We start from the raw sequence: 25,593 nt of genomic DNA, 5'->3' as shown, positions 1-25,593 counted from the left end.
GTACTACCAGGTTCGCGGCGGCCCCGACGGGCGGTGCGCGAACCTCGCACCGGGGACGGCGACGGGACGGTTCGGCATGTGCGCGACCGCCCGCGCGCCCCGCGCCGTACCGTCGTACCCATGAGCGATCGCCTGGTGATCATCGGTGGGGACGCGACGGGTATGTCGGCGGCCTCGCAGGCCCGCCGCATGCGGCCGGCGGCGGAACTCGAGATCGTGGTCTTCGAGCGCGGAAACTTCAGTTCCTTCTCCGCCTGCGGCATTCCGTACTGGGTCGGCGGGGACGTGGAGCACCGCGATCACCTCATCGCCCGCACGCCCGAGGAGCACCGCGCGCGCGACATCGACCTGCGCATGCGCACCGAGGTCGTGGAGATCGACCCGCCGGGCCGCCGCGTGCGGGCCCGGGATCTGACCACCGGGGCCGAAAGCTGGCTGGACTACACCGATCTGGTCATCGCCACCGGCGCGACCCCGATCCGCCCGCCCATCCCCGGCATCGACGCGCCCGGGGTACACGGCGTGCAGACCCTGGACGACGGGCAGGCCCTGATCGACACCCTCGACGCCACCGACGGCCGCCGGGCGGTGGTGGTCGGCGCGGGCTACATCGGCGTGGAGATGGCCGAGGCCCTGATCAATCGCGGCTACCAGGTCACCATGATCAACCGCGGGTCCCAGCCGATGGCGACCCTCGATCCCGACATGGGCGTGCTCATTCGAAAGGCGATGGACGGCATGGGCATTCGCGTCCTGTGCGACGCCGAGCTCACCGCGGTCCACACCGACGAGACGGGCCGGGTCCGGGCCGTCGCCACCGCCGACGCGGAGTTCCCCGCCGACGTGGTGGTGCTGGGCATCGGCGTGCGCCCGGCCACCGATCTGGCCCGGGCCGCCGGGCTCCCGCTCGGCGCGTCCGGCGGTCTGCGCACCGACCTGGCCATGCGCGTGCGCGGGCACGAGCACATCTGGGCCGGCGGCGACTGCGTGGAGGTCCTGGACCTGGTGTCCGGCACCGAACGCCATATCGCGCTGGGCACCCACGCCAACAAGCACGGCCAGATCATCGGGGCCAATGTCGGCGGCGGCTACGCCACCTTCCCCGGCGTGGTCGGGACCGCGGTCAGCAAGGTCTGCGAACTCGAGGTGGCCCGAACCGGCCTGCGCGAGAAGGACGCCCACGCGGTGGGCCTGCAATTCGTCACCGTCACCATCGAATCCACGAGCCGCTCCGGCTATTTCCCCGGGACCGCGCCCATGACGGTGAAGATGCTCGCCGAACGCCGCACCGGCCGCGTCCTGGGCGTGCAGATCGTCGGCCGCGAGGGCGCGGCCAAACGCATCGACATCGCCGCGGTGGCCCTGACCGCCCGCATGACCGCCGAACAGATGATCGCCCTCGACCTGGGCTACGCGCCCCCGTTCTCCCCGGTCTGGGATCCGGTGCAGGTCGCGGCCCGCAAAGCGGCCGTCGCCGTGCAGAAACGCGGCTAGCGGGCGCGAGCCGGGCGACTCGGGGCCGCACGGTCCCACCGGTCGCCGGGTCGGCCCGCTCCACGACGAAGCGGTCTCCGCGATGTCCGGGGCGCGACAACGATTCCGAGCGAACCGGTTGACGAAAAGGGCCGGGCGAGGGATATTCTCGAACCGGGCAGGGGGCGGATCCGGGTGGCTATCCCCGGCACGTTTTCCCGATACCGCCCTCCGGCAGGAGTTTTCGCGTGAACTGGCCATGGTCGCGGGGCGGCGAGGAGCGACCGGACGAACCGGTGGGGCAGACGTCGGCCGAGCCACCGCGACCGGCGCGGCGACCGGAACCACCCCGGGGCCCCTCGGTTTTCGAGACCGAGGTGACACGGGCCGAGGCACAGGCCGACCCCGCCGACCGAATTCGCCTGGTACTGGCCGCTGTTCAGGCCCTGCTCGACCGCTACGACGACACCGAACTGGCTCGGGAGCGCGCGGGGGTGCAGGCCCGGCTGAGCACACTCGCCGGGGCCGCCCCGGACGCCGCCGTGCGCCTGCTGTGCGACGTGGCCGACCGCTGCGCGATCGACGAACCGTCCGCGCGCGAGGTACTCGGGGCCTGGCTGCGCGCACCCGCGGTACCGGAGTTCGCGCGCACCTGGTTCGGGGTGAGCGGGCTCCTGGCCGAACACGCCGAACTGGCGACCTGGCTGGCCAATTCGGTCCGCACCCCGGGCCCGGCGGTCTCGGACGACTTCCGCCGCGTGGCGCGCAGCCATCTGCTCGGGTTGCTGGACAAGGAATTCGAGCACTACCAGTTCACCGGCCCCACCTCACCGGTCTGGCTGCTGCTGTACGCCCTGGGCCCGGCGAGCAGACCCGACTGGTTCCTGCTCGTCGGCGATCTGGCCGCCGAACGCGGCGACGAGAACGAAGCCGCGCGCCGCTACGAACTCGCCCGCCGCTTCGGCGGCGGCGACCTGGCCGAGGAACGCATCCGGGCGCTGCACGACATCGGCGCGTATCACCGTCTGGCGCGCGGTATCACGGCCGGCGACCAGCTGAAGGGTCCCGGTACACCCAGCCCCTACCGGAACCTGGTGGTGAGCGCCGCCGCCGTCATGTCCGGAACCCCGTCCGGCGACCGGCTGACCGGCGTCCTGCGCGCCGGAGAGCCGCGCCTGCTGCCCGCCGCCCTCCTGCTGGCCGCCCTGGACCGGATCCGCGCGGACGACCGCGACGGCGCGCGCGAACACCTGCGCCGGCTGCTGGGCGCCACCGCCGCCGACGAAACCCTGCTGGCCAACGGGCAATTGACGCTGGGCGCGCTGGACGCGGACGCCGAACTCGTCGCCCGGGGCGCGCGCACCCTGCTCGCCCGGCACGGCAGCGCCTGGCCCACCCGCACCCTGCTCGATCCCACGACCCTGCTGACCGCGGTCGCGCACCACGCGCCGGAGCTGGTCTCCGAGCTCATCGGCGCGACCGGCGCCGGCACGCCGATCGGGACCGAAACCGGCGCTCCCGCAACGAGTTCGACCGGCACAGCCACCCCCGGCGCCGACGGTACGAGCACAGGCGCCCATGACGTGTTGCGCGAGCTGCGCGTCTCCGTGGCGAGCGCCGACCTGGCGCAGGCCGCCCGCGCGGAACTGTTCGACGCGCCGGCGGACGCCGACCGCGCGCTGGCCCGGGCCGCGCGGCTGCTGTCCGGCCTCGAGGGCGCGGACGCGGACCGATTGCGCGCGGCCGCGGCCAGAATCGCCGAGATCGCCGCCGGCCGTCGCGCCCGCGCCGCCGACCGCCCGCTCGAGCGCCTGGGCTACGCCGAACTGCGCGCCGACGGCGACGTCCACCCGTGGACGCCGTCCGCGCTGCGCCTGTGGCGCGAGTGCGACGCCGAACAGGCCGCCGACGGCCGGGGCCTGCACCACCTCGCCATCGCCGCCCACGCCCGGGCGTACGCCCTCGAAATCGCCGGCGACCCCGAGGCTTTCGAAGCCTGGCGGGAGGCCCTGGCGCTGTGGTCCCGGCTGCACGCCGCCGACGACTTCTGGGAGGAGCTGCGCGCCCGCACGCACGCGGTCACCGCCGACAGCACCCCCGAGGAGAGCGCGCTCATCGTCGACCGGGCGCGCGCGGAACTGCCCGGCCAGCTGCTGGAGCCGCACGTCACCCGCGTCCTGGAACTGCGCCGCGACCAACTCCCCCGGGCCCGTGCGCATCTCGAGCTGATCCGCACCGCGCCCTTCGCCGCGGACGAGCTGACCCGCGCCCGAACCCGGCTGGCCCGCGAGGCGGGCGCGCAGATCCGCCGCTCGACCCGCGAGGGCCATCTCGAACGCGCCCTCGACGAGGCCCAGATGTGGGTCGAGATCGACGCGGACAACGTCCCGCTCGCCGAACAGGCCCTGGACGTCGGCATCGAAGCCGCCGAGACCGCACAGCGCCGCGGCGACAAGTGGGCCGAGCAGGCGCGCACCGTCCTCGAACGCGTCGAGACCATGGTGCGCCCGCTGTGCACCGAACTCGGCCTCACCCCGGCGCAACTGCTGAGTTCGGCCCTGCGCCCGCGACTGGACGACGCGAATCGCACGGCCTTCGCCGCCAAACTGGCTCGGCACGAGTTCTGGCTGGGCCTGGCCATCGTGATCTCCACCATCGACCGGCTGCAGAGCAATCCCTTCGAGGATCGCGCCGGCTTCCGGATCGCGGCCAATCACCTCAATACCGCACTGACCCTGGGACTTCCCGACCACAGCCCCTACGACCAGGCCCGCAAGATCCTGGTCGGCGCGGGTCAGTGGGCGCGCTACTCCCAGGGCAGCGCCATCGGCTTCTTCTAGCGTGAACAGGACAACCACATCGTGAACCCCTGGGCTTGGCGCGATCGCAATCCCTACTACGAGACCGCCTTTCAGATCCTGGACCTCGATCCCGGCGCCGATCGGGCCACCACCCGCGCCCGGATCGCCGCGCGCCGCAAGCGGATCTCCTACGACGCCAAGCGCTTCCCGCTCTTCGGCGAGGCCCTGACGGTGGCGCAGATCAACGCGGCCGAAGAGGAACTCGCGACCCCGCTCGCCCGCCTGCGAGCCGACCTGCTCACCCACCGGCCCGAGGCCGCGGGCGAGGATCTGGCCGAGCTCGCCGAGCTCCTGGAGTTCAGCCGCACCCTGTCCGCCGCACCGCCACCCCCGCCCGGCTCCACCGAACTGCGCCTGCGGCTTTCGGTGCTGCCCGCGCTGCTGCCCCACCCCACCGGCGACGACACCGCCGCCCCGCGTACCGATGAGGAGCCCCTCGCATGAGCATCGTCGCCGGCATCGACCTCGGCACCACCAACTGCTGTCTCGCGATTCCCGCCGACGCCGATATCCCGAACAAGCAGGAGCTCATCGACTCCCGCCGGTTGCGCCCGCTCGGCGGCGCGCTCATCGTCGCCAACCCGGATCTGTCGCTGACCACCCCGTCCGCGGTCTGGATCGGCGCCGACGGCGTCCCGCTGGTCGGCGCGCTCGCCAAACGCAAAGCGCGCCTGCCCGGTTCGCCGCCGGCCATGTTCTTCAAGCGCAACATGGGCACCGACGCCCTGGTCACCGCGGGCCACGCGATCCTGACCCCGCTCGAAGCGTCGGTGCATCTGCTGCGCCACCTCAAGACCGTGGCCGAGCAGACCCTGGGCGTGCCGATCGACCGCGCGGTGGTCACCGTGCCCGCCTACTTCGAGACCAGCGCCAAGACCCAGACCACCCGGGCGGGCGCGGAGGCCGGGCTCGAGGTGGCCGAGACCCTCATGGAGCCGGTCGCCGCGGCCCTGGCCCACATGCACGAGACCGGTGAGACGAACGCCGAGCGCAGGCGATTCCTGGTGTACGACCTGGGCGGCGGCACGTTCGACACCTCGGTGGTGTCCTGGGACGCGCAGGAGGGCTTCGCCAGCCGCTCCTTCGACGGCGACCGCTACCTCGGCGGGTACGACTTCGACCAGGCCATCGTGGACTGGATGATCGAGCGGCTGCCCGCCTACGACCTGCGCACCGAGCCCGGGAACACCGCCGACGCCGAACGCCGGGCCCGGCTGCTGTCACTGGCCGAGACCGCCAAGCACGACCTCACCCGCGAGACCGAGACCGAGATCGTCAGCGGTGATCTCGAGGACCGCGCGGGCACGCCCATGAGCATCAATCTCCCGCTCGGACGGCACGAATTCGAGCGCATGATCGAGGATTTCGTGCGCGGCACCCTCGAGCACTGCGCGGACGCGGTCGAGCGGGCGCGCCTGAAGTCCGGCGACCTCGACGAGATCGTGCTCGTCGGGGGTTCCTCGCGGATTCCGCTGGTCGCCGAACTGCTGCGACAGCGTTTCGAGGTGACCCCGCGCCTGTTCCATCCCGAACTGGTGGTCGCGGTCGGCGCGGCGCTCAAGGCCGGGAGCCTGACCAGCCGCGGCGGCGTCCTCGAGCTCGAACCCCTGGTCGCCGACGGTGGCAGCGCCGACATCGCGGGCCGGGTGCTGCGCGGTGGCGTCGACGCCGCGGAACTCGTCGTCGAGGTGCATCCGGACGGCGGCGAGCCCGTTCGCGAGGTCGTCACCGACGCGGACGGCGCGTTCCTGTTCATCGACATCGCGCTGCCCACCGGCGAATGCGTCGTCCGGGTCCTGGCGGACGGCACGGAGATCGCCGCCGAGCGCCTGAGCGTGCGGGTCGAATCCGGCCCGGCCGTACCGGATCTGGCCGGTGACATCCTGGCCCACGATTTCTCGGTGGAGATGCTGGACCGCCAGCTGTGCCGGGTGGTCAAGGCGGGCACCAAGATTCCGCACCGCGTCTATCAGCGCCTCGAGACCGCCAATCGCGGCACCACCCTGGCGGTGCGCCTGTACGAGGGCTGGATTCCCATCGGCGAGGTGAAGATTCGCGACCTGCCCGACGACCTCGAGCCCGGCACCCCGGTCGAGCTCACCCTGGAATTCGCGGCGGGCTGGACCATCCACGCCGCGGTCCGCATCCCGCACCTGGATCGCTCTGCCACCGCGGCCATCGAGATCCCGGTGCGCGAGGTCGCCCCCTGGTCCGCGTTGCGCACACGCGCCGCGAGTGTGCGCACGGACTGGCAGCAGGTGCGCCGCGAGGTGCACCAGGCCGAGGCCGCCAAGGCCGAGCCGGAGATGACCCAGCGCCTGACCGCGCTCGAGCCGCTCATCGAGCGAACCCAGGATCAGGCCAAGGCCCACCACCTGCTGCTCGAGGCCGAGACCATCGTGCAGGGGCTGCTCAACAGCCACGGCCCCGACGACTACCTAGAACCCCCGCTGTCCGAGTTCGAGCGCGATCTGCGTCAGATCGACGAGATCATCCTGCTGCTGCAGCGCACCGAACCGGATTCGGCCCCGGCCTTCCGGCTGCGCCGCGACGACCTCGAGGCGCAGGGCCGGGCCGCCTACGCGGCAGGCGATTTCGTGGCCTGGCCGCGCGTCAACGAGAAGCTCGACGACCTGATTCGCGAAGGCATGCGCATTCCCGCCATCCGCGAGATCGTCATCATGCAGCAGACCCCCTCGGCGCTGCGCGGCTGGCTGCGCGAGCGCATGGACGAGACAGATATCGCCATCCGCGCCAAATACAGCGACCTGCAATCGAATCCGCGCCTCGAGGCCCAGGACCGCGCCCGGCTCCCCGGCCAGCGCGACGACTTCCTCGGCGAACTGGCGGCCATCTCCTTCGCCATCGACGAGGTGGATCCCGAACGCCCGTCGGCGCCCGAACAGCTCCGCAACATCTACTACGACCGGCTCCGGCCCCTCGACCTGCGCGTCAGCGGGTGGGGTCGAGAGGCCGGAATGCGGCAGTCGCAGTAGTCGATCAGCGGCGTAACACCTTGCGGGCCAGCCAGTTCCCGACGAACTGGATGGCCTGCACACCCGCGATGATGATGAGCGTGGCGACCAGGGTGACCTGCCAGTCGAAGCGCTGGTAGCCGTACACCAGGGCGAAGTCACCCAGGCCGCCGCCACCGACGGTGCCGGCCATGGCGGACATGTCCACGATGGCGATGATGATGAAGGTGTAGCCGAGGATCAACGGCCCCAGCGCTTCCGGGATCAGCAGCGTCGCGATGATGCGCAACGGCGTCGCGCCCATGGCCCGGGCCGCCTCGATCACGCCCGGGTCGACCGTGACCAGGTTCTGCTCGACGATGCGCGCGATGCCGAACGAGGCGGCGACGATCATGACGAACGCGGCGGCCTCGGTGCCGATCGTGGTGCCGACGACTTCGAGCGTCACCGGTCCCAGGGCCGCGAGCAGAATGATGAACGGAATCGGGCGCACCACGTTGACCAGGAAGTTCAGCACCAGATTGATGGGCGCGTTGGCCAGCAGACCGCCCTTGCGGGTGGTGTAGAGCGCGGTGCCCAGGGCCAGGCCGATGAGCCCGCCGACCACGAAGGTCAGCAGCACCAGGTAGATCGTGGTGCCGATGGCCTCGATCAGCACCGGCTGCAGTTTGTCCCAATCGGTGGGGACGGCGGCGTAGTTCACGCGCTCTTCCGATGCTCGGCGCCCCGCTCGAGCTCGGCCACGACCCGCGCGACGGCGTCCTCGGGGCCGTCCAGCGCGAGGGTGACGCTGCCGAAGGTCTTGTCCTGCAACGAACTCACCCCGCCGTACACCACCTCGAAGGCGACGCCGGACCGCGCGGCCACGGTCAGCGCCGCGCCGATGCCGCGCTCGTCGTCGACGTCCACGGTGACCAGGCGGCCCGCGTGCTTGTCGCCGAGTCGGCGCAACTCCTCGGCGGTGGGCCGGTTGTGCAGGACGGTCTCCACGAAGGAGCGGGTCGGCGCAGCCTGTGGATCGGCGAACACGTCGAAGGTCCTGGCCAGCTCCACGATTCGACCCTCGGCCAGCACCGCGACGCGATCGGCGACGGCCCGGATCACGTCCATCTCGTGGGTGATCACCACGATGGTGACGCCCAGCTCTCGGTTGATCTTCTTCAGCAGCCGCAGCACCTCCCCCGTGGTCTCCGGGTCCAGCGCCGAGGTGGATTCGTCGGCCAGCAGCAGCGTGGGCGAGGTGGCCAGCGCGCGGGCGATGCCCACGCGCTGCTTCTGCCCGCCCGACAGCTGATCGGGATAGCTGCGCGCCTTGTCCGTCAGCCCGACGAACTCCAGCAGTTCGGCGACCCGGGCCTTGCGTTTGTCGCGCGGCCAGCCCGCCACCTTGAGCGGGTACTCGACATTGCCCGCGGCGGTACGGGATCGGAACAGGTTGAACTGCTGGAACACCATGCCGATGTCGCGGCGCAGCCGCCGCACCCGCGATTCGGAGACCCCGGTGATCGGGTCCCCGGAGATCAGGATCTGCCCGCTGGTCGGCTTCTCGAGGGCGTTGATGAGCCGCACCAGCGTGCTCTTGCCTGCCCCGGAGTAGCCGATCACGCCGAAGATCTCGCCGCGTTCGATGCGCAGATCGATGTCTTCGAGCGCGGTGTGCCGCTGCTTACCGGCCTGGAAAACCTTGGTGACCGAACGGAATTCGACGGCGGGGTGGTCGTCCGCCCCGCCGCCGGCGACCGGGTCGCTCACTTCTGCTCGCGGATGGTCTGCTGCACGCGCGCCAGGATCTGCTCCAGCTCCGGGCCCGCGCGGTTCACCTCGACCGAGGTGCCCTTGGAGGTCTCCGACACCGCTTTCTGCACCTCGGGGTCGTGCCAGATCTGGACCAGCTTCAGGTAGGTGGCGTTGTCCTTGTCCGCGGCGCGCGTGACGAAGGTGTTGATGTACGGCTCCGCGCCCGGGCTCTTCGGATCATCCTTGTACAGCGCCGAACTCGGGTCGATGCCCGACTTCTGCAGGAAGGTGTTGTTGATGATCGAGCCGTCCACCGACGCCAGCGACAGCGCGGTCTGGGCGGCGTCGACCGGGGTCACCTTGACCTTGGACGCGCCCTTGTCCACGTCGGCCGGCGAGGGCTGGCGCACATCCCCCGAGAGCTTCAGCAGCCCGGCGGACTGCAGCACGAACAGCGCCCGCGCCTGATTGGTGGGGTCGTTGGGGATGGCGACCTCTCCGCCCTGCGGGATGTCGGCGAGGGTCTTGTGCTTCTTGGAGTACAGCCCCAGCGGCACGATCTGGGTGGCCCCGATCGGCGTCAGATCCTCGTTGTTGGCGACGTTGAACTGGCCGAGGAACTGCAGGTGCTGGAACAGGTTGACGTCGATCTGCTTCTGCGCCAACGCCGTATTGGGCTGCGAGTAGTCGGAGTACCGGGTGATCTTCAACGTGATCCCCTGCTCCTTGGCCTTGCTCTCGAACACGTCCCACTGCGGGTCGGACTCGGTGGTGCCGATCCGCACCACGTTGCCGGATTCCTCGTCGCTGCCGCAGGCGGTGAGCCCCAGCGTCGCGACGGCCGCTACCAGTACCGGGATCGCCAGTACCCGATGGAATTTCACTCGCGCTCCCGCATGATCGTCGAAACTGAACCCGACCATGCAAGCCCACCGGCAACCGCCCGGCAATGGTTGCGATCCCCGGGATCCAAACACTGCCGCCGGGTGCCGCCGCGCGGCTACTTTGCCTGAAATGCGACAAATGCGCCGTCTTCTGGTGATTCCACTCCTGTTCGCGCTGGCCCTGACCGCCGCCTGTGGCAGGGACCACCCCTCGGACGTGGTGCGCATCGGTGTGAACGATCTCGCGCTGCCGCACTGGGAGGTCTTCAAGAGCAAGGCCGCCGCCGCGGGCATCACCGTCGAGTACGTCAGTTTCAGCGATTACAACCAGCCGAATCCCGCGCTGTCCCAGCGACAGGTGGACCTCAACAAGTTCCAGCACGTGCGCTATCTGGCCAACTACAACGCCCGCAACAACGACACCCTGGTACCCATCGGCGCGACCGAGGTCTTCCCGCTCGCGCTGTATTCGAAGAAGTACAGGTCCGTGACGGATATCCCGCGGGGCGGCGAGATCACCCTGAGCAACAATCCCGCGAACCAGGTGCGGCCGCTGCTGAGCCTGGCCGCGGCGGGGCTGGTCGTACTGAAGAACGGCGCGAGCTGGGATTCCAAGATCGAGGACGTGGACCGGGACGCCTCCAAGGTGCGTCTGACCCCCATCGACCCGACCCTGACCGCGCAGTCGCTGGACAGCGTGGCCGCCGCCTTCGTGGACGACACCTTCGCGCGCCCGGCGGGCCTGACCGCGAACGAGATCATCTACACCGACGACCCGGAGCGCCCGGATCTCAAGCAGTACATCAACGTCTTCGCCGCCCGCGCCGCGGACAAGGACAATCCGACCTATCTGAAGCTGACCGAGATCTATCACGATCCCGAGGTCGAGCAGGCCATCAAGGAGGAGTCCGGCTACCGGGGCATCTTCAAGTACAACACCCCGGCCGATCTGCAGGCGACCGCGACCGAACTCGAGGCGAAGTTCCGCCGGTAGTCCCGAATTCCCCTGCCGGTCAAGCTCTTCGCAGCACCACCTCGGCGGTCTCGGTGATCCCGAGGTGGCGGGCCAGGTCGGCGAGGAGACGTTCGGGGTCCACGACCGCCTCGGGCGGATGCACCCCGGGACGGCGCGCGGTGCCGTCGACGACCTGGGACAGCCCCAGCGCCAAGGGAACCCCGGTGACCGTGGCCATGTCGGCGGTCAGCGCGAACCGCTCCAGCCGCTCGGGCAGGCGAGCCAGCACCGTCTCCTCGCGGCCTTCCCGCGTGCCGGTCGCCACCGCGAAGAACGGCGGGAGCGTGCGGGGCGCGGCGAACCACAGCGACGCGATCGCCGCCTTCAGCCCGCGCAGCACCCCGGGTTGGAGGACCAGCGCGGCGGCCTCGGCATTGGTGAGCTTCCCGGCGTCGATGTCGCGGCGCAGCGAGTCGAGGTAGGCGGCCGTCGCGGGCTTGACGATCATGAGGTTGGCCGACTCCCCGGTCGGGCGCAGCGTGCGATGCAGCGTCACCGGCTCCGGGTGGCCGCAGGTGTACGCCGTTCCGCCCAGCCCGCCCGGCAAGTCCAGCCGCACCGCGCGCAGCGGCCGCCGCCGGCTCACCCGCCCGTCCCGCACCTGTGCGACGGTCCCGCTCACCTGCTGCATCCAATGCACCACGGCGGCAGACGGTTTCCCGCCCGGCCCGGACAGCTCCGACCGGTCCGGATCCATGCCCCCGGCATCCACCGGCCACGCGGTGTAGACGTCCCGCAGCACCTCGAACCGCCGCGCCGCCGACAGCGCCAGCAGGTTACTGACCCCCGGACTGGCTCCCATCCCCACGATCGCGCACACTCCCGCCTCTCGCGCCCGCTCGTCGAGCCCGAGCATGTCCAGCGTCGGCTCCCAGTCGTCACAGATGTCGAGGTAGTGCACCCCCGCCTCGATGGCCGCCCCCAACACGGTCAACCCGAACTCGTAGTACGGCCCCACGGTGTTGAGCACGACGTCGACGTCCCCGAGCGCCTCCCGTAATTCCACCGCGTCGGTGATGTCCACCCGCACCGCCCGCACCCGAACCCCCGCCGCTCCCAACCCCGCCGCGACCCGCTGCGCCCCACCGAGATCCCGGTCCGCGACAACGACTTCCGTCACCCCCGCCACCCCGGCAACGGCCCCCGCCGCCGCGGCCCCCATGGCCCCCGCCCCGCCCAGAGCCAGTACCCGCATAACGCCCTCCCAAGATCAAAACGTTCATATCGCCCACGATCGACGGTAGCACGAACGTTTACTCGGATACGAGGATATGACGGGCGCTCGGTTCTCCGGCGACCCGCACGACAGGCCACGAACCGCCGATGCCCGCCGGCCACCACACGGTGGCCGCGAACGGACTCGTCACCGTCCGACGGCGACCTCGTCCAGCACGTCGGCGTACACGTCGAACAGCTGAATCGACTCGCCCGCACGGGCTTCGATCAACTCCGCCCAGCACCGCGCCACCGCGGCGCGCGCCGCCGCGCCCGGCCACGGCGCGGGCAGCAACTCGGGCGGGAGGAGGGGGTCGGGATCGGTCGCGCGGGAGAACTCGGCGGCGAGCTCGATCGCGATGGTCAGGTAGTCGGTCCGGGTGAGCGGCTCGGCACCGCACAGGCGGTCGAGGTGCCGTTCGGCGGCGGACAGTAGCCGGCGCTGGCCCGCCGCCAGGCGCTCCAGCGGCCACAGGCGCGCGGCGAGTTCGCGAGGCGCGTGAATCTCCCCGACGCGCAGATCCGTCGAGGTCATGGTGCTGAGGTAGCCCTCGACCTCGAATTCCCGTGCGGCGGCGTGTATCCGCGACTCCCACGGGTTCGCACACACGTACAGCCCGCCCTGAATCGCGGCGCCGCCGAGGTGAACGATCGTGTCCCGCATGGCATCACGGGCCTGGCGGGCGGTCTCAGGCACCGCGAACGCCACCAGGCGCCACACCCCGTCCCAGGGCGCGTCCCCGCGATCCTGCGCGTACATGTACCGCAGGTAGTCCGCGTTCGGCGCGACCGACCGTCGCAGCGCGTCGGTCGCCCGCAGCACCGCCTTGCGCCCGCGCCCCTCCTGCACGACCTGCCCGTCGCCGATCAGCCGGCGCACACACAGCCGCACCTGCTGATCACTCATCCCGAGCGCGTTGCCGACCGCGTACAACTCCCCGGCGTCGATGGTGGAATCGGCCCGCAGCATGCTCTCGACCAGCGTGCGGGTGGGTATGCCGACGCTCTCGCCGTCCTCGCTGCCCACCGCACACCCTTTCCGATCCCTCGGTCGCCGGCCCCCATCCTACGATCGCGCGCGTCCCACCCGGCCCGCCGGGCACACGCCCGTCACGTCACCGCCGCGCCGGATATCACCTAACGGGCCGGGCGCCCGTCGACTCACTCACCGCGGCCGCGCGCGATCTTGGCACGCGTCGCGGCGATGATCGTGAGCACGATGACGGTCATCATCTGCAACGCCGACCACGGCTCGGGTTCGGGCAGCGGTTCGCTCGCCGGGAACGCGCGCGGCGGCGGGGGCACGACCCGCGGCGGGGGCGGCAGGAACGGCACGAGCTGCGGGACAACCGGAATCACCTCCGGCGCGGGCGCGGGAGCCGCCGCCGGCGAGGCCGGGAAACCGAGCGGGATACCGGGCGAGGCCAGCGGCATGGGCAACAGCAGCAGACAGGTCAGCCCCGCGCTGCCGAGGACCGCGCTGCCGACCACCACGCTGCCCAGCCCGCTCGAGCCCGGCCCGACCAAACCGCTGGAGCCGGGCACGAATCCGGGCCCGATGAGCCCGGAACCGAATCCACTGCCGGTGACAATGCCCAGCGCCAGGATCGCGCTGCCCGCGACCGCGCTGCCGGTGCACGCGGTCAGCACGCTGCCGTTCTCGAAGCCCAGGGATTCCCCGAGCGTGCCCGGCGCGGCCGCCGCCGCGTGCCCGCTGGTCAGCGCGAGCGCCTCGACCGCGTCGAGCACCGGCTCGATGATCCCCGCCGCACTGCCGGTCTCCAGTGGAATGCCCACGGCGGCAGCGGCATCGGGCAACCCCAGCGCACTGCCCGAAGGCGCCCCGCCGCCGGATCCGCTGCCCGCCGACCCGCCGGTGCCGAGTCCCAGCGCACTACCGGACGGCGCGTCGATCGCACCGCCGGCGGATCCCTCCGAACCGGCGCTGCCGCTGAGGATCTCACCCGGCGACGGCAGATCCGGCTGTGCGAGCGCCGTTCCCGGCTGTACCGCGAGTAGTAGTGCGGCCGCGGGCACCGCCGTCGCCATCGCGAGCCCCCGTGTGGCTCGCCGTTGTCGCCCCATCGTCTGTCTCCGAATGCCTTGTGCGAGTGACTCGTCCGCCCCGGCCCGATCAGCGCGGGGTCACGCTGATCGCGGGGTCGACCTGGACCGCGGGTTCGGGCGCCGGAATCTGCTCGAACCGCGAGATCGCGAGCTCGTAGGCCTCCTTGGAGATGACGTTGCCGCCGCCGAAAGGCCGATCGAGCTGGTACACCGCCAGAATCACCGCGCCGACCACGAAGCCGAACAGCGCGGTCATGAGAATGCTGCGCTTGGTGACCGCCATCCCGGACAGCACCGTGCCGACCAGCAGCATGCCGGTGCCGAACCACAGCGCCACGTACATGAAGGTGGGCAGCCGATATTCGGCGTCCAGCGCCCGGTCGTACCTGGCCTCGGCGATGACATCCAGTGCGCCGTCGGCCTTCTCGACCAGATCCTTGACGTCCGGATCGGTCGAGCTCACCGCGCCCACCGCCGCGCGCAGATCGTCGAAGCTCGCCTGCGTGGTCTCGCTCAGCGCCGCGTCCACGTCCATGGATTTCCACTCGTCGGTGATGACGCCTTCGGTGTATTCCTTGACCAGGGACTGAATCTGCGCGCGATCGGCCGCGGGCATATCGTTGGCCGCTTCGTACGTGACGACCAGCGCTTTGCCCTCGGCCACGGTGTGCGCGTGCGCATTGTCGTATTGCTGCCAGAGAATGACGACCACGAAGGCCACAATGGCCGCGAAGAACATATTCACCAGGTCCAGCACCATGGTGCTGGAAGCCTCGTCGTCATCGTGCCGCCACCGCTTGGGCCGCATCCGATCGCCGAGTACGAATACGGCGACCGCCACCGCCGCGAACAGTATGAGAGCACCCATTTGCAACGCCATACTCGACTCCGCCTCCCAGGCCACGGGGGAACTCATTCATGAACATATTCGGGGCTGCGGGCGGAGCGGATTGCGTACAGCAACTAAACTGTTATAGCGCAATCGAATTCATATAAACGACCGTCCGGTCGGTCTCCATTTCCGGATCGATAACCCATCGACTCATTCTTCCGATTCGGCGCATATCGACGGACCGCGAATCGAACGACAGCGGCGGTATCACGGGTCCGGGGCCGAGTCGACTTCGAAATCGGCTCGGCCCCGGCGCTTTACGCGGACAGCCTGTCGTACACCGTGATCCACTGCTCGGGATGCACGTACCCCACCACGGTGTCCGGTGCGATACCGGCCGCGGCCAGCGCCGCGTCCACGCCCCGGTACCGGGTGCGCAGCGACGCCCGCACCGATCCGCCGACCCCGGTGAAGCCCAGCTCCACCAGCGCGGTGAACCCCGCGCGGTCGCGCACCAGCGGTTCGGCCCGGCGCTGGATCCGCAGGATCGCCGCGTCGACGGCGGGCACGGGCCGGAAGCTCTCCCGGCCGACGCCCGCGCGCAGTTCCCAGCCGAACCACGGCCAGGTCGCCGCGGTGACCAGGCTCCAGCGACCGTAGTCGCCGGTGCGCTTGCGCGCGTACTCACGCTGGGTGAGCAGCGTCGCGGAGGTGAGCGCAGGTGCGTTCAGGCACCAGTCCACGATCGCGGCCGTGCGCGAGAACGGGATGTTGCCCACCACCGCGAACGGCTCGCGCGGCGGTCGCGCCCGGATGAAATCGCCTCGGACGACGCGGATTCCACCGTCCGCCCGGGTCCGCGCGGACAGCTTCGCCGCCAGCAACGGGTCGATCTCGTACGCGGTCACCCGCGCGCCGCGCGCGGCCAGCGCGCGGGTCACCGCACCGTCGCCGGCGCCGGGTTCGAGTACGACCCCGCTCGGTTCGGCGGCCCGCACGATCGATTCGACGGCGCGCGGGTCGACGAGGAAGTTCTGCGACAGTTCGCGCCGGGCTCGGTCGCGGGGTGTGTGCCCGCCGCTCGCGCCGACCTTGCCCTGGGCATGGGAGTAGTTCCGGTATCCGGAGGTATGGGATGAGAATTTTTGCGCCACAGCGAGTGCCCTTCCGGGTCTTCGAGAGGAAAGAGGTCTCGAAGGGCCCTGGGCGCGCCTGCGGACGCGCGAATGACGTCTGCGTCCGCTAGCGGGCCAGAGCCCGGTCGGAACGCAAACGCACGAAGAAGTGACATGCCATGGCGCTCACCCTAGGAACCCGTCGCGGCCCCCGCAATCGAATTACCGCACCGCCGGCCTGCGGCTCGTGCATCGCCGACCCTCGGCGGCGCCGCTCCGGTCTCAGCCCAGGGTGAATATCACGGCCGCGACGGTGACCGCGAGTTCCAGTGCGGCCCCGAGCACATCGCCGTTCAGCCCGCCGAACCGCCGCACGCAGTGCCGCACCAGCACCCACACCAGCCCCAGCGCGAGCGCGACCCCGGTCGGCCCGATCCACACCTCGCCGGTGACGAACACCGATGCTGCCACGGCGATCCCACTCCACCCGAGCACCGCGCCCGGCCCCTGCGTACCGGCGACCAGCGCCCCGAATCCGGCCCCCGGCGCGGCCTCGATCCCCCGCCGGCAGGCCACGACCACCGCGACCCGCCCGACCGCGACGGCGAGCACCACCGCCGCCCACCGCCCCGCCTCCACCAGCCCCGCGAACGAAACCGCCTGCAACGCAATGATAAAAACGAGCGCCGCCACCCCGAATGGCCCCGCCCCACCACTTTTCATGATCTCCCGCGCCCGCTCCGGCGGCCCATAACTCCCGAGCCCGTCGAAGGTGTCCGCCAGCCCGTCGAGATGCATCCCCCGCGTAATAATCCCCAGCCCCGCCACCGCGACAAACCCCGCCAGCAAGGCTGCCCCACCGAGCACGTCGAGCCCCCACATAACCCCCGCGGCCCCGAGCCCGAGCAAAACCCCCACGAGCGGCGCGAGCCCGATAGCCCGCCCCGCCCCCGCCCGGTCGACGTCGTCCGGCCCCCGCACCGGGATGACGGTCAACCACGAAACCACCAGCCGCACCGGGTTCACCGGAGCCCCCGGACACCACCGGGACGAATTGCGGCGATCGGGCCGGTCGCCACACCAGCGCACGACCGGTCACCACCGCACTCGAGCGGCAGACGCCCATCGCCGACCGGGGCTCGACGAGCAGGGGCACTGACGACAGGGCACTTCGAAGCCCCCACCGTTTCTCGCGCCGAGCCTTCGCCTCGCGTGCATGGCGACTCAGCGGCGGTACGCGAGAAGTTCGAATCACTGGAAGCCGGGCGAGCCCGCGCGGACCCGGACATGACGTACCGCCCCGTCGGCGCAGACCGGTTGGGGCACAAGCTCACCAATGTGCTTCCGCGTAAGCGCCGTGGGCTACCACTTGTGACACGAGCAGCGACCGACCGCGCCGCGTCTCCCACCGGGCCACTCGGCCCGGCGTTCGGCGCCGGAGCACTAGGCACCGGCGGGTTCGACCGTCTCGTCGGCCGTGCTAACGCCCGCTTCGGCGAAGGTCGCCATCTCGCCGAGGGTCGCGACCGCGGCGCGCAGGACCGGCAGGGCGGTCAGCGCGCCCGAGCCCTCGCCGAGGCGCATGTCCAGATCCAGGAGCGGTTCCATGCCGAGGCGGTCGAGCGCGATCTTGTGCGACGGCTCGCTCGAGCGGTGCCCGGCGACCCACCATTCGCTCGCACCCGACGCCAGCTGATTGGCCACCAGCGCGGCCGCGGTCACGACGACACCGTCCAGGATCACCGGGGTCCGGCGCTCGGCGGCCCGCGCGAGGAAGCCCGCCATCGCGGCGAAGTCGGCCCCGGACGCGGTGCGCAGCAGGTCGATCGGCTCCTTCGCGAAGGGCCGCGCCCGCCACATGGCGTCGCGGATCGCGGCGGTCTTGCGAATCCAGCCGGCGTCGTCGACCCCGGTGCCGCGACCGACCGCCACCACCGGCTCGGTATCGGTGATGGTCGCGATCAGCACGGTCGCGGGCGTCGTGTTGCCGATACCCATGTCACCGGCGATCAGCAGATCCGCGCCCGAGTCGATCTCCTCGTCGGCGATCGCGGCGCCCGCAGCGAGCGCGGCCCGCACCTCCTCGGCGCTGAGCGCGTCCTCCCGGTCGATGGACCCGCTGGACCGCCGCACCTTGTGCCGCGAGATCTCCGGCGCGGTATCCCCCTGCACCGCAATGTCTTCCACCCGCACGGTGGCGTCGGCGACCCGCGCGAGCACGTTCACCGCGGCCCCGCCGGCCAGGAAGTTCGCCACCATCTGCCCGGTCACCGCGCTCGGATACGCCGACACCCCGTGCTCGGCGACCCCGTGGTCACCCGCGAACACCACGACCCGCGCCCGCTCGAACTGCCGCGGCGGGCACACCCCCTGGCACGCGGCGACCCAGTTGGCCAGCCGCTCCAGCCGCCCCAGCGCCCCGCCCGGCTTGGTCAGCGACCCCTGCCGCGCCACGGCCTCGAGCCGCACCGCCGCGTCCGGTCCCGGCACGGCCCCGAACGAGACCTCGGCGACCGCCTTCTTCGAGAAGTCCGGTCCCCCACCGGAGACCCCGGCGACACCCACACTTGCATCGACCGCCACCGCGCCCGCCGCGGCAGCGCCGTTACCCGCCGCACCGGAAGCCTCGGCCTGAACACCGGTCGCGCCCGAGAAGTCTTGCGCCACAGCGCCCCGCGCATCCTCGACCGCCGCGACATCGAAGTCCGCGGCCCCGGCCACCGGGGCCTCCGAGGTCGAGAACGCCTGCGCGGCAGCCACACCCGCGGTCGCACCGGCCACGACGACGGCCGCCCCACCCGCTGCGTCGGCCGTCTTCGACGGCACCGCCGCCACCCCGCCCGCATCGGGCTTCACGCGCAGCGCCTGCCCCGCGACCACGAGATACACCTCGTCGCACACCTGCGCCAGCATCTGATTCAGCGTGCCGAGCTCGTCCCGGAACAGCCGCCCCGACGGCGACGACGGCACCACGCTCAACCCGACCTCGGGGCTCACGATCACCAGCCGGTGCTCGTACCCCGACACGGCGGCGACCAGCGCCTCGAAGTCCGGCGCGACCGTCCCGCGCGGGGCGCCCCACGCGGCCCGCGCGTCCACGCGCGCGGTCAGCCAGGTCCCGAGGTCGTCGATCAGCGTGGCGGTGGCCGGCGCCTTCAGCGCGGCAACGGGATCGCCCTCGACCACGGTCCAGTTCCCCGGCCGCCGGGCGCGGTGCGCCGCAATGCGTTCGAGGAAATCGCGATCACCCGGGTCCGGCACCGCGGTGGCGATGTAGCGCACCGCCCCGTCCTGCCCGGCCGCGCCCGCGGCGGATTCGGCCAGTTGTTCCGCGAAGGCCGACTTCCCGGACCGGGCTCCACCGAGCACCAGCGTCCGCAGCGGTCGATCGGTTGTCTGAGCAGTGTGCGACACGACAGCACGTTATCAACCGCACGGCCGTCCGGACCGACTGGCACGACTCGCCACGCGCCGCATCACCGGAGCGGACGCGCCCCGCGCCCCGAACCACCCGAATCCGACCCGGCGCGCTAGGACACCCGCGCCCCGAACCGCCGCCGGTATTCCACCGGCGCGATCCCCACCTGCCGCTGGAAGTGATGCCGCAGCAGCGCCCCGGATCCGAACCCGCAGCGGTGCGCGAGCGACTCGAGATCCAGGTCGGTGTCCTCCAGCAATTGCTTGGCGAGCAGAATCCGCTGTCCGGTCAGCCATTTCACCGGCGTGGTCCCGGTCTCGGCCGCGAATCGCCGCGCGAAGGTCCGGGTCGACATGGCGGTGCGCTCGGCCAGCGATTCCACGGTGTGCGGCAGCTCGAGGTGCTCGCCCATCCAGTGCAGGGTGTCGCTGAGGCTGTCCGAACTGCAATCCACCACGGGCCGTTCGATGAACTGCCGCTGCCCGCCGTCCCGCTGCGGCGGCACCACCATGCGCCGGGCGACGGCGTTGGCCACCGAACTGCCCAGTTCCCGCCGCACCAGGTGCAGGCAGGCGTCGATCCCGGCCGCGGTCCCGGCGCTGGTGATCAGGTTCCCCTCGTCCACGAACAGCACGTCGGGATCGACGGTGGCCTGCGGAAACTGTTGCGCCAGTTGTTCGACGTACCGCCAGTGCGTGGTGCACTTGCGCCCGTCGAGCAGCCCGGCCAGCCCCGCCAGGAACGCCCCCGAACACACGGTGAGCACCGTCGCCCCGTTGTCCGCGGCCGCGCGCACCGCCGCCACGACCCGGTCGTCCACGTTCTGCAGCGCCGCGAACGGAAAGGCCGGAATCGCCACCAGATCCGCGTCGAGCAGCTGATCGAGCCCGTATTCCGGCGTCACCTGGATCCCGGGGGTGGAGGTGCTCAGCGGCTTCCCGGCCTCGGCCCCGCACACCCGGAAGTCGAACCCGGGCAGCCCGTCCATCGTGCGATCGAGCCCGAAAACCTCACAGACCACGCCGAATTCGAACATGGCGAGACGGTCGTTGAGCACGACCGAGACCTTCGAGAGCATGGGCCCACCCTACCTGGCCGGATCTTTGCGAACAATGTCAGAACTGCCACTGTTGGCAGGAACTGCACTAAAGAAAACTTACTGCCATGCACCCGCTCGTCGCAATAACCACCGCCGGAACCGCCATGAGCGCGCTCGGCTACCTCACCTTCGCCGCCATGGCCCACGGCGCCACCGACACCCTCCGGAACAGCGAGGACCACGCATGACCACCATCGCCCCGCGCTACCGCGCCACGTCCCGTCCCGCCGCGACCACAGAATCCCGAGCAGCCGCCATGTTCACCCGCCTCGCCGCCCTGTTCGCCGCCGCCGGCCGCGCGGTGCCCTTCCACGCCGAATCCACCTGGCAGCGCATCGGATCCAGCGGCATCCACGATCGAGATCTCGAACGCGCTTCCCTGGAGCTGCGCGCCATCGCGTCCGTGCGCGAACACGGGTGAGCCGCACCCGCACCCGCCCGCCGACGATGCCCGAGCACCACGCACCATGTCCCGAAAAACAGCGAGGCCGCCGGAATACCCGGCGGCCTCGCTGCTTTCGACGACTCTGCGACTAGACGCTGTCCCCGGCGCCGACCCGCGGCTTCGGCGCGCGCATGCGGCGAATCTGCGAGGCGCGCACGAACGCGTACCAGCCGAGCGAGAAGCTGGATTCCTTGGCATCGGGGAACCGTTCGCGCACACGGTTGTTCACGATCCGGCCGAGCACGATGCCCTCGATGATCATGAACAGCATCATGATCAGCATGCCGAGCGTGACGATCGCCTGCAACGCCGGCGACAGGATCATGCTCAGGATCAACACCAGCGCAAGGGGCATGAACAACCCGAGCAGGTTCCGGCGGGCGTCGACGATATCGCGCACGTACCCCTTCACCGGCCCCTTGTCGCGCGGCAGCAGGAACTGCTCCTCACCGGCGAGCATCCGCGCCCGGCGATCCTGCACCTGCGCCCGGCGCTCGGCCGAGGACGCCTTGCGCTCGGCCTTGGTCTGGGACCCCTTGATCTCCTTGCGCCGGGCCCGCGCCTCCTTCGAGGTCTTGGGCGCGGGCGCGACGGGCCCGCGCTTACGGGCCTCGGCCTCGCGCCGCTTGGGCGTGGGACGGCCCTTACCGGCGGTCGACGGACGATCCGCGACCGTCGCCGTGCCACCGGCCTCGGCCGCTGTGGTCTCGGAGGGGCTGGTCTCGCCACGGCGCAGGAACTTCACGCCGACCAGGCTATTCGATGGCGTGTCCGGGAGAAAACTCCGGTCGGTCCGTTCTGTGTGTCATGCCGCCGACCGGCTACTCTGTAGCGACCACAACCCGTGGCCAGCCGCCGCCATAGCCGCCGCGTACGATTGGGAATAGCCGCCCGCGAAGGTGCGTTGACAGCGGACGAGCCGTGCGCTTCTCACGGGTTGAAAACAGGTCCTTTAGGAGAGTTCATGACTGTGCAGAACGAGACCACCACCGCTCATGGTGCGACTCTGACGGACGCCGCTGCCGCCAAGGCGAAGGCGCTGCTCGACCAGGAGGGCCGCGACGACCTGGCGCTCCGCATCGCCGTGCAGCCCGGTGGCTGTGCCGGCCTGCGCTACCAGCTCTTCTTCGACGATCGCAGCCTGGACGGCGACCTGGTCGTCGAGTTCGGCGGCGTCAAGCTCGCGGTCGACCGCATGAGCGCCCCCTACATCCAGGGCGCCTCGATCGACTTCGTCGACACCATCGAGAAGCAGGGTTTCACCATCGACAACCCCAACGCCACCGGCTCCTGCGCGTGCGGCGACAGCTTCAACTGATCTGAACGAACCGGCGCGGAACATCTCCACGGAGATGTTCCGCGCTGTCGTGTGCTCGACCCAGTGTATTTTCGAAGTGCGGCCGTGACGTACAGCACGTTCCGCACCCTCCCACCGCCGGCTCGCGTCCCGCACCCAGGTGTGCGCAGCGCATGTCACCTGAAGGATTGACGCCCGTGACCATCGCCGTGTCCGCCTCGATCGCCACCGATCACCTCATGCGCTTCCCGGGGAAGTTCTCCGATGTGCTGCTCGCCGATCAGCTCCAGCACGTGTCGCTCAGCTTCCTCGTCGATGATCTGGTGATCCGCCGCGGCGGCGTCGCCGGCAACATCGCCTACGCCATGGGCCTGCTCGGCCGGACCCCGCTGCTGGTCGGCGCGGTCGGCCCCGACTTCGCCGAGTACCGGCAGTGGCTCGAGTCCAACGGCGTCGACTGCTCGGCCGTGCGCATCTCGACCGAGGCGCACACCGCCCGATTCGTCTGCACCACCGACGAATCCATGGCGCAGATCGCCTCCTTCTACCCGGGCGCCATGAGCGAGGCCCGCGAGATCGCGATCGGCGACCTGGCCGCGGGCCGCGAGCTCGAGCTGGTTCTGGTCGGCGCGAACGATCCCGACGCCATGGTCCGGCACACCGAGCAGAGCCGCGCGGCCGGAATCCCGTTCGCCGCCGACCCCTCCCAGCAGCTGGCCCGCCTGGACGGCGAGCAGGCGCTCTCGCTCATCGACGGCGCGGCGTACCTGTTCACCAACGAGTACGAGTGGGGCCTGCTGCTGTCCAAGACCGGCCTGTCCGAGGCCGAAGTCGGTGAGCGCGTGGGCATTCGGGTCACCACCCTGGGCTCGAAGGGCGCCAAGATCGTCGACCGCGACGGCACCGAGCTGCACGTGGACGTGGTCCCGGACAACGCGAAGGTCGATCCGACCGGCGTCGGCGACGGCTTCCGCGCGGGCTTCCTCACCGGCCACTCCGCGGGTCTGTCCCTGGAGCGCTCGGCCCAGCTCGGCTCGCTCATCGCGGTGCTGATCCTGGAAACCGTCGGCACCCAGGAGTGGACCCTGGACACCGATGTCGCCCTGAAGCGCCTGCGTGAGGCGTACGGCGCCGAGGCCGCTTCCGACATCGAAGCGATTCTTCGCTGACACCTGCCGGACTTTTTCATACCGCACGCTGATCATGTGATCGGCGTGCGGTTCTTCTTGCGCCGGACCCGCACCCCGGTCACATAGCTCTTTCCCCATTCAGCACTCATCGAAGGACCTGATGATGGTGGTACGGATCGGCGTCGTCGATCTGCTCTCGATGTCGCCCGACAGCATGACGCGACGGGTGTTCCTCGACGCGGTCGCGGGAGCGACCGCCCAGCTCGACCCCACCGGGGTGCCGAACGAGAACCGTTTCGAAACAACGGTTTTCGGCATAGACCCGCGGGAGTCCGCCGACCTCGCCGACTGGGCCGGGATGGCCGAGATGGACGCCCTCATCATCAGCGGCAGTGAACCGAGCGCCGCCCCCATCGCCGCCGAACCGTGCACCGCCGTCGTCGCCCGCCTGCTCGCCGAGTGCGCGGAGGCGACCTCGCTGCTGTTCTCCTGCCAATCCGCCCACGCCGCACTGCATCTGCTGCACGGGGTGGACAGACACCGCCTGCCCCGCAGACAGCACGGGGTCTTCGCGCACACCGTCTACCCCGACCTGGGTTCGGACGCCGACGACATCACCCCGATCGGCCTGGCCGGCAACGGCATCGAGCGCCTGACCGCGGGCCTGACCGGCTCGGTGCCCGTCCCGCACTCCCGCTGGAACGTCATGACCTCCGCGGATCTGCGCGCGGCCGCGGTGCCGATCCTGCTCGATTCCGAGGCGGCCCAGTGGCAGCTGGCCTGCTCCCCCGACGGCCTGCGCCACGTCTTCCTCCAGGGTCACCCCGAGTACTTCCACGACACCATGGCCCGCGAGTACCGCCGCGATCTGCGCCGCTGGCTCGCGAACCCGGCCCTGCCGTTCCCGGACGTCCCGCTCGGCTACTTCCCCGGCGAGGTCTACGCGGAGCTGCTGGACCACGCCGAACTCGTTCGCGCCCAGCGTGATCCGGCCCTGCTGGAGAACTTCCCGCTGCCGCTGGACGGGACCGGGGTCGCCCGGGACTGGTCCGCCCATTCCCGCCTGTTCTTCGCCAACTGGCTCCGCTCGATCGAGGAAGCCCGCGCCGAACGGGAACTGCTGTCGGCGTAGCGCGACCCGCCCGAACCGCGTCGCCGGTCCGAATGCGCCATCGCCGATCCGGGGCAATAGGCTGTCGGGCATGGGTTCCGACCGTTTGTACTTTCGTCAGCTGCTGGCCGGACGCGACTGGGCGGTCGGTGATCCCATCGCCACCCAGATGCGCAATTTCGCGTACCTGATCGGCGACCGCGACACCGGCGAGTGCGTGGTGGTCGACCCGGCCTACGCCGCGGCCGACCTGGTCGCCATCGCCGAAGAAGACGGGATGCGCCTGAGCGGCGTGCTCGCCACCCACCACCATCCCGACCACGTAGGCGGCACGATGATGGGCTTCACCCTCAACGGCGTGAAGGAACTCCTCGAGAACGTCGACGTCCCCGTGCACGTCAACGCCGAGGAACTCCCCTGGGTCGCGAACGTGACCGGCATCGCCCCCAGCGCCCTGACCGGCCACGCCCACGGCGACAAGGTCTCGGTCGGCGCCTTCGACATCGAGCTCCTGCACACCCCCGGCCACACCCCCGGCAGCCAGTGCTTCCTGTTCGAGGACCGCCTGATCGCCGGCGACACCCTGTTCGTGGACGGCTGCGGCCGCACCGACTTCCCCGGCGGCGATTCCGAGGCGATGTTCCACAGCCTCCGCAACCTCGCCGACCTCCCCGGCAACCCGGTGGTGTACCCCGGCCACTGGTACTCCGAGGAGCCCAGCGCGAGCCTGTCCCACATCCGCGAGAAGAACTACGTGATGCGCCCCCAGACCCTGGAACAGTGGCAGATGTTCATGCCCAGCTGACGCACCGACCGAAACGCGCTCGCGCCGAATGTCTTCGGGAACGGCGCCCTCTACTGGCAGGCCGCCGGGCCGATCGCGCAGTGGGCCTTCGACCCCGGCACGGGTCCCGCGCGC

The 25,593-nt window shown here is 70.8% G+C and carries 23 protein-coding genes; 11 read left to right on the top strand and 12 right to left on the bottom strand.

Features of this window, described 5'->3' with window-relative positions; genetic code table 11:
- The first annotated feature begins 120 nt into the window (after positions 1-120).
- From ACWDOP_RS28715 to ACWDOP_RS28700, 4 genes are all read left to right on the top strand, one after another.
- Positions 121-1,494: an FAD-dependent oxidoreductase gene (locus tag ACWDOP_RS28715; RefSeq protein WP_456347526.1), complete on the top strand. Its 1,374-nt coding sequence runs from the start codon at positions 121-123 to the stop codon at positions 1,492-1,494.
- Positions 1,495-1,850: 356 nt separating this feature from the next.
- The gene (locus ACWDOP_RS28710; RefSeq protein ID WP_456347525.1) at positions 1,851-4,313 is read left to right on the top strand and encodes a hypothetical protein; all 2,463 of its coding nucleotides are present in this window, start codon (positions 1,851-1,853) and stop codon (positions 4,311-4,313) included.
- Positions 4,314-4,334: 21 nt separating this feature from the next.
- Complete coding sequence (locus ACWDOP_RS28705) at positions 4,335-4,778, top strand: hypothetical protein (RefSeq protein ID WP_456347524.1); 444 nt, start codon at positions 4,335-4,337, stop codon at positions 4,776-4,778.
- The gene (locus ACWDOP_RS28700; protein WP_456347523.1) at positions 4,775-7,330 is read left to right on the top strand and encodes an Hsp70 family protein; all 2,556 of its coding nucleotides are present in this window, start codon (positions 4,775-4,777) and stop codon (positions 7,328-7,330) included. The genes ACWDOP_RS28705 and ACWDOP_RS28700 overlap by 4 nt, the downstream gene beginning before the upstream one ends.
- Positions 7,331-7,334: 4 nt before the next feature.
- Here ACWDOP_RS28700 and ACWDOP_RS28695 read toward each other — a convergent pair whose 3' ends face one another.
- From ACWDOP_RS28695 to ACWDOP_RS28685, 3 genes are read right to left on the bottom strand one after another with little or no spacing between them, the layout of a single operon-like run.
- Positions 7,335-8,012 (bottom strand): methionine ABC transporter permease, encoded by a 678-nt coding sequence (locus ACWDOP_RS28695; RefSeq protein WP_354989292.1) that lies wholly within the window; start codon positions 8,010-8,012, stop codon positions 7,335-7,337.
- Positions 8,009-9,061: a methionine ABC transporter ATP-binding protein gene (locus ACWDOP_RS28690; RefSeq protein ID WP_456347522.1), complete on the bottom strand. Its 1,053-nt coding sequence runs from the start codon at positions 9,059-9,061 to the stop codon at positions 8,009-8,011. The genes ACWDOP_RS28695 and ACWDOP_RS28690 overlap by 4 nt, the downstream gene beginning before the upstream one ends.
- Entirely contained in the window at positions 9,058-9,969 is a 912-nt protein-coding gene (locus tag ACWDOP_RS28685) for a MetQ/NlpA family ABC transporter substrate-binding protein (RefSeq protein WP_456347521.1), read from the bottom strand. The genes ACWDOP_RS28690 and ACWDOP_RS28685 overlap by 4 nt, the downstream gene beginning before the upstream one ends.
- Positions 9,970-10,069: 100 nt before the next feature.
- Between ACWDOP_RS28685 and ACWDOP_RS28680 the strand changes: the two genes are divergently transcribed.
- Positions 10,070-10,924 (top strand): MetQ/NlpA family ABC transporter substrate-binding protein, encoded by an 855-nt coding sequence (locus tag ACWDOP_RS28680; protein WP_456347520.1) that lies wholly within the window; start codon positions 10,070-10,072, stop codon positions 10,922-10,924.
- A 19-nt stretch (positions 10,925-10,943) separates the two neighbouring features.
- Here ACWDOP_RS28680 and ACWDOP_RS28675 read toward each other — a convergent pair whose 3' ends face one another.
- The 8 genes from ACWDOP_RS28675 to ACWDOP_RS28640 all read right to left on the bottom strand — a co-directional run bounded on the left by ACWDOP_RS28675 (position 10,944) and on the right by ACWDOP_RS28640 (position 20,670).
- Entirely contained in the window at positions 10,944-12,140 is a 1,197-nt protein-coding gene (locus ACWDOP_RS28675) for a saccharopine dehydrogenase family protein (RefSeq protein WP_456347519.1), read from the bottom strand.
- A 168-nt stretch (positions 12,141-12,308) separates the two neighbouring features.
- Positions 12,309-13,130 (bottom strand): PaaX family transcriptional regulator C-terminal domain-containing protein, encoded by an 822-nt coding sequence (locus ACWDOP_RS28670; RefSeq protein WP_456347568.1) that lies wholly within the window; start codon positions 13,128-13,130, stop codon positions 12,309-12,311.
- Between the two features lie 191 nt (positions 13,131-13,321).
- Entirely contained in the window at positions 13,322-14,209 is an 888-nt protein-coding gene (locus ACWDOP_RS28665) for a hypothetical protein (RefSeq protein WP_456347518.1), read from the bottom strand.
- An 85-nt stretch (positions 14,210-14,294) separates the two neighbouring features.
- Positions 14,295-15,095: a bestrophin-like domain gene (locus tag ACWDOP_RS28660; protein ID WP_456347517.1), complete on the bottom strand. Its 801-nt coding sequence runs from the start codon at positions 15,093-15,095 to the stop codon at positions 14,295-14,297.
- 281 nt (positions 15,096-15,376) lie between these two features.
- On the bottom strand, positions 15,377-16,213 hold the full coding sequence (erm, locus tag ACWDOP_RS28655) for an ErmE/ErmH/ErmO/ErmR family 23S rRNA (adenine(2058)-N(6))-methyltransferase (RefSeq protein ID WP_456347516.1): 837 nt from the start codon (positions 16,211-16,213) through the stop codon (positions 15,377-15,379).
- A 243-nt stretch (positions 16,214-16,456) separates the two neighbouring features.
- The gene (locus tag ACWDOP_RS28650; RefSeq protein WP_456347515.1) at positions 16,457-17,200 is read right to left on the bottom strand and encodes an adenosylcobinamide-GDP ribazoletransferase; all 744 of its coding nucleotides are present in this window, start codon (positions 17,198-17,200) and stop codon (positions 16,457-16,459) included.
- Positions 17,201-17,617: 417 nt separating this feature from the next.
- Positions 17,618-19,588: a nicotinate-nucleotide--dimethylbenzimidazole phosphoribosyltransferase gene (gene cobT, locus ACWDOP_RS28645; RefSeq protein WP_456347514.1), complete on the bottom strand. Its 1,971-nt coding sequence runs from the start codon at positions 19,586-19,588 to the stop codon at positions 17,618-17,620.
- A gap of 116 nt (positions 19,589-19,704) precedes the next feature.
- Positions 19,705-20,670, bottom strand: coding sequence for a helix-turn-helix domain-containing protein (locus ACWDOP_RS28640; protein WP_456347513.1), 966 nt, complete (start codon positions 20,668-20,670; stop codon positions 19,705-19,707).
- An 86-nt stretch (positions 20,671-20,756) separates the two neighbouring features.
- Between ACWDOP_RS28640 and ACWDOP_RS28635 the strand changes: the two genes are divergently transcribed.
- Together ACWDOP_RS28635 and ACWDOP_RS28630 are read left to right on the top strand one after the other, a co-directional pair.
- Positions 20,757-20,879: a hypothetical protein gene (locus ACWDOP_RS28635; protein WP_454206677.1), complete on the top strand. Its 123-nt coding sequence runs from the start codon at positions 20,757-20,759 to the stop codon at positions 20,877-20,879.
- Positions 20,876-21,112: a hypothetical protein gene (locus ACWDOP_RS28630; RefSeq protein WP_456347512.1), complete on the top strand. Its 237-nt coding sequence runs from the start codon at positions 20,876-20,878 to the stop codon at positions 21,110-21,112. Before ACWDOP_RS28635 ends, ACWDOP_RS28630 begins: the two co-directional genes overlap by 4 nt.
- A gap of 112 nt (positions 21,113-21,224) precedes the next feature.
- Here the strand turns inward: ACWDOP_RS28630 and ACWDOP_RS28625 are convergent, their stop codons facing one another.
- Complete coding sequence (locus tag ACWDOP_RS28625) at positions 21,225-21,881, bottom strand: DUF3043 domain-containing protein (protein WP_456347511.1); 657 nt, start codon at positions 21,879-21,881, stop codon at positions 21,225-21,227.
- 219 nt (positions 21,882-22,100) lie between these two features.
- Between ACWDOP_RS28625 and ACWDOP_RS28620 the strand changes: the two genes are divergently transcribed.
- The 4 genes from ACWDOP_RS28620 (at position 22,101) to ACWDOP_RS28605 (ending at position 25,479) form a co-directional block, all read left to right on the top strand.
- A complete protein-coding gene (locus ACWDOP_RS28620; protein ID WP_354991175.1) occupies positions 22,101-22,454 on the top strand; it encodes a HesB/IscA family protein in 354 nt (117 codons plus the stop codon).
- 176 nt (positions 22,455-22,630) lie between these two features.
- The gene (locus ACWDOP_RS28615; RefSeq protein ID WP_456347510.1) at positions 22,631-23,602 is read left to right on the top strand and encodes a carbohydrate kinase family protein; all 972 of its coding nucleotides are present in this window, start codon (positions 22,631-22,633) and stop codon (positions 23,600-23,602) included.
- A 124-nt stretch (positions 23,603-23,726) separates the two neighbouring features.
- Complete coding sequence (locus ACWDOP_RS28610; protein WP_456347509.1) at positions 23,727-24,695, top strand: homoserine O-acetyltransferase/O-succinyltransferase family protein; 969 nt, start codon at positions 23,727-23,729, stop codon at positions 24,693-24,695.
- 70 nt (positions 24,696-24,765) lie between these two features.
- Positions 24,766-25,479 carry an MBL fold metallo-hydrolase gene (locus tag ACWDOP_RS28605; protein ID WP_454206668.1) on the top strand — a complete coding sequence of 238 codons (714 nt, stop codon included), beginning with the start codon at positions 24,766-24,768 and terminating at the stop codon, positions 25,477-25,479.
- Positions 25,480-25,593 lie beyond the last annotated feature (114 nt).

This window comes from Nocardia sp. NPDC003693 (assembly GCF_053981095.1).
Note: the sequence above shows the minus strand (reverse complement) of the source record. Positions and strands in the feature narration are given on the sequence as shown.

What these genes read in the sequence shown, in the direction of transcription:
- ACWDOP_RS28680 (WP_456347520.1), top strand. Translation starts at nt 10,070, where the DNA reads ATGCGCCGTCTTCTGGTGATTCCACTCCTGTTCGCGCTGGCCCTGACC.
- ACWDOP_RS28700 (WP_456347523.1), top strand. Translation starts at nt 4,775, where the DNA reads ATGAGCATCGTCGCCGGCATCGACCTCGGCACCACCAACTGCTGTCTC.
- ACWDOP_RS28675 (WP_456347519.1), bottom strand. Translation starts at nt 12,140, where the DNA reads ATGCGGGTACTGGCTCTGGGCGGGGCGGGGGCCATGGGGGCCGCGGCG.
- ACWDOP_RS28610 (WP_456347509.1), top strand. Translation starts at nt 23,727, where the DNA reads ATGGTGGTACGGATCGGCGTCGTCGATCTGCTCTCGATGTCGCCCGAC.
- ACWDOP_RS28635 (WP_454206677.1), top strand. Translation starts at nt 20,757, where the DNA reads ATGCACCCGCTCGTCGCAATAACCACCGCCGGAACCGCCATGAGCGCG.
- ACWDOP_RS28665 (WP_456347518.1), bottom strand. Translation starts at nt 14,209, where the DNA reads ATGGCGACGGCGGTGCCCGCGGCCGCACTACTACTCGCGGTACAGCCG.
- ACWDOP_RS28640 (WP_456347513.1), bottom strand. Translation starts at nt 20,670, where the DNA reads ATGCTCTCGAAGGTCTCGGTCGTGCTCAACGACCGTCTCGCCATGTTC.
- ACWDOP_RS28685 (WP_456347521.1), bottom strand. Translation starts at nt 9,969, where the DNA reads ATGGTCGGGTTCAGTTTCGACGATCATGCGGGAGCGCGAGTGAAATTC.
- ACWDOP_RS28630 (WP_456347512.1), top strand. Translation starts at nt 20,876, where the DNA reads ATGACCACCATCGCCCCGCGCTACCGCGCCACGTCCCGTCCCGCCGCG.
- ACWDOP_RS28620 (WP_354991175.1), top strand. Translation starts at nt 22,101, where the DNA reads ATGACTGTGCAGAACGAGACCACCACCGCTCATGGTGCGACTCTGACG.
- ACWDOP_RS28660 (WP_456347517.1), bottom strand. Translation starts at nt 15,095, where the DNA reads ATGGGTGCTCTCATACTGTTCGCGGCGGTGGCGGTCGCCGTATTCGTA.
- ACWDOP_RS28715 (WP_456347526.1), top strand. Translation starts at nt 121, where the DNA reads ATGAGCGATCGCCTGGTGATCATCGGTGGGGACGCGACGGGTATGTCG.
- ACWDOP_RS28670 (WP_456347568.1), bottom strand. Translation starts at nt 13,130, where the DNA reads ATGCTGCGGGCCGATTCCACCATCGACGCCGGGGAGTTGTACGCGGTC.
- ACWDOP_RS28605 (WP_454206668.1), top strand. Translation starts at nt 24,766, where the DNA reads ATGGGTTCCGACCGTTTGTACTTTCGTCAGCTGCTGGCCGGACGCGAC.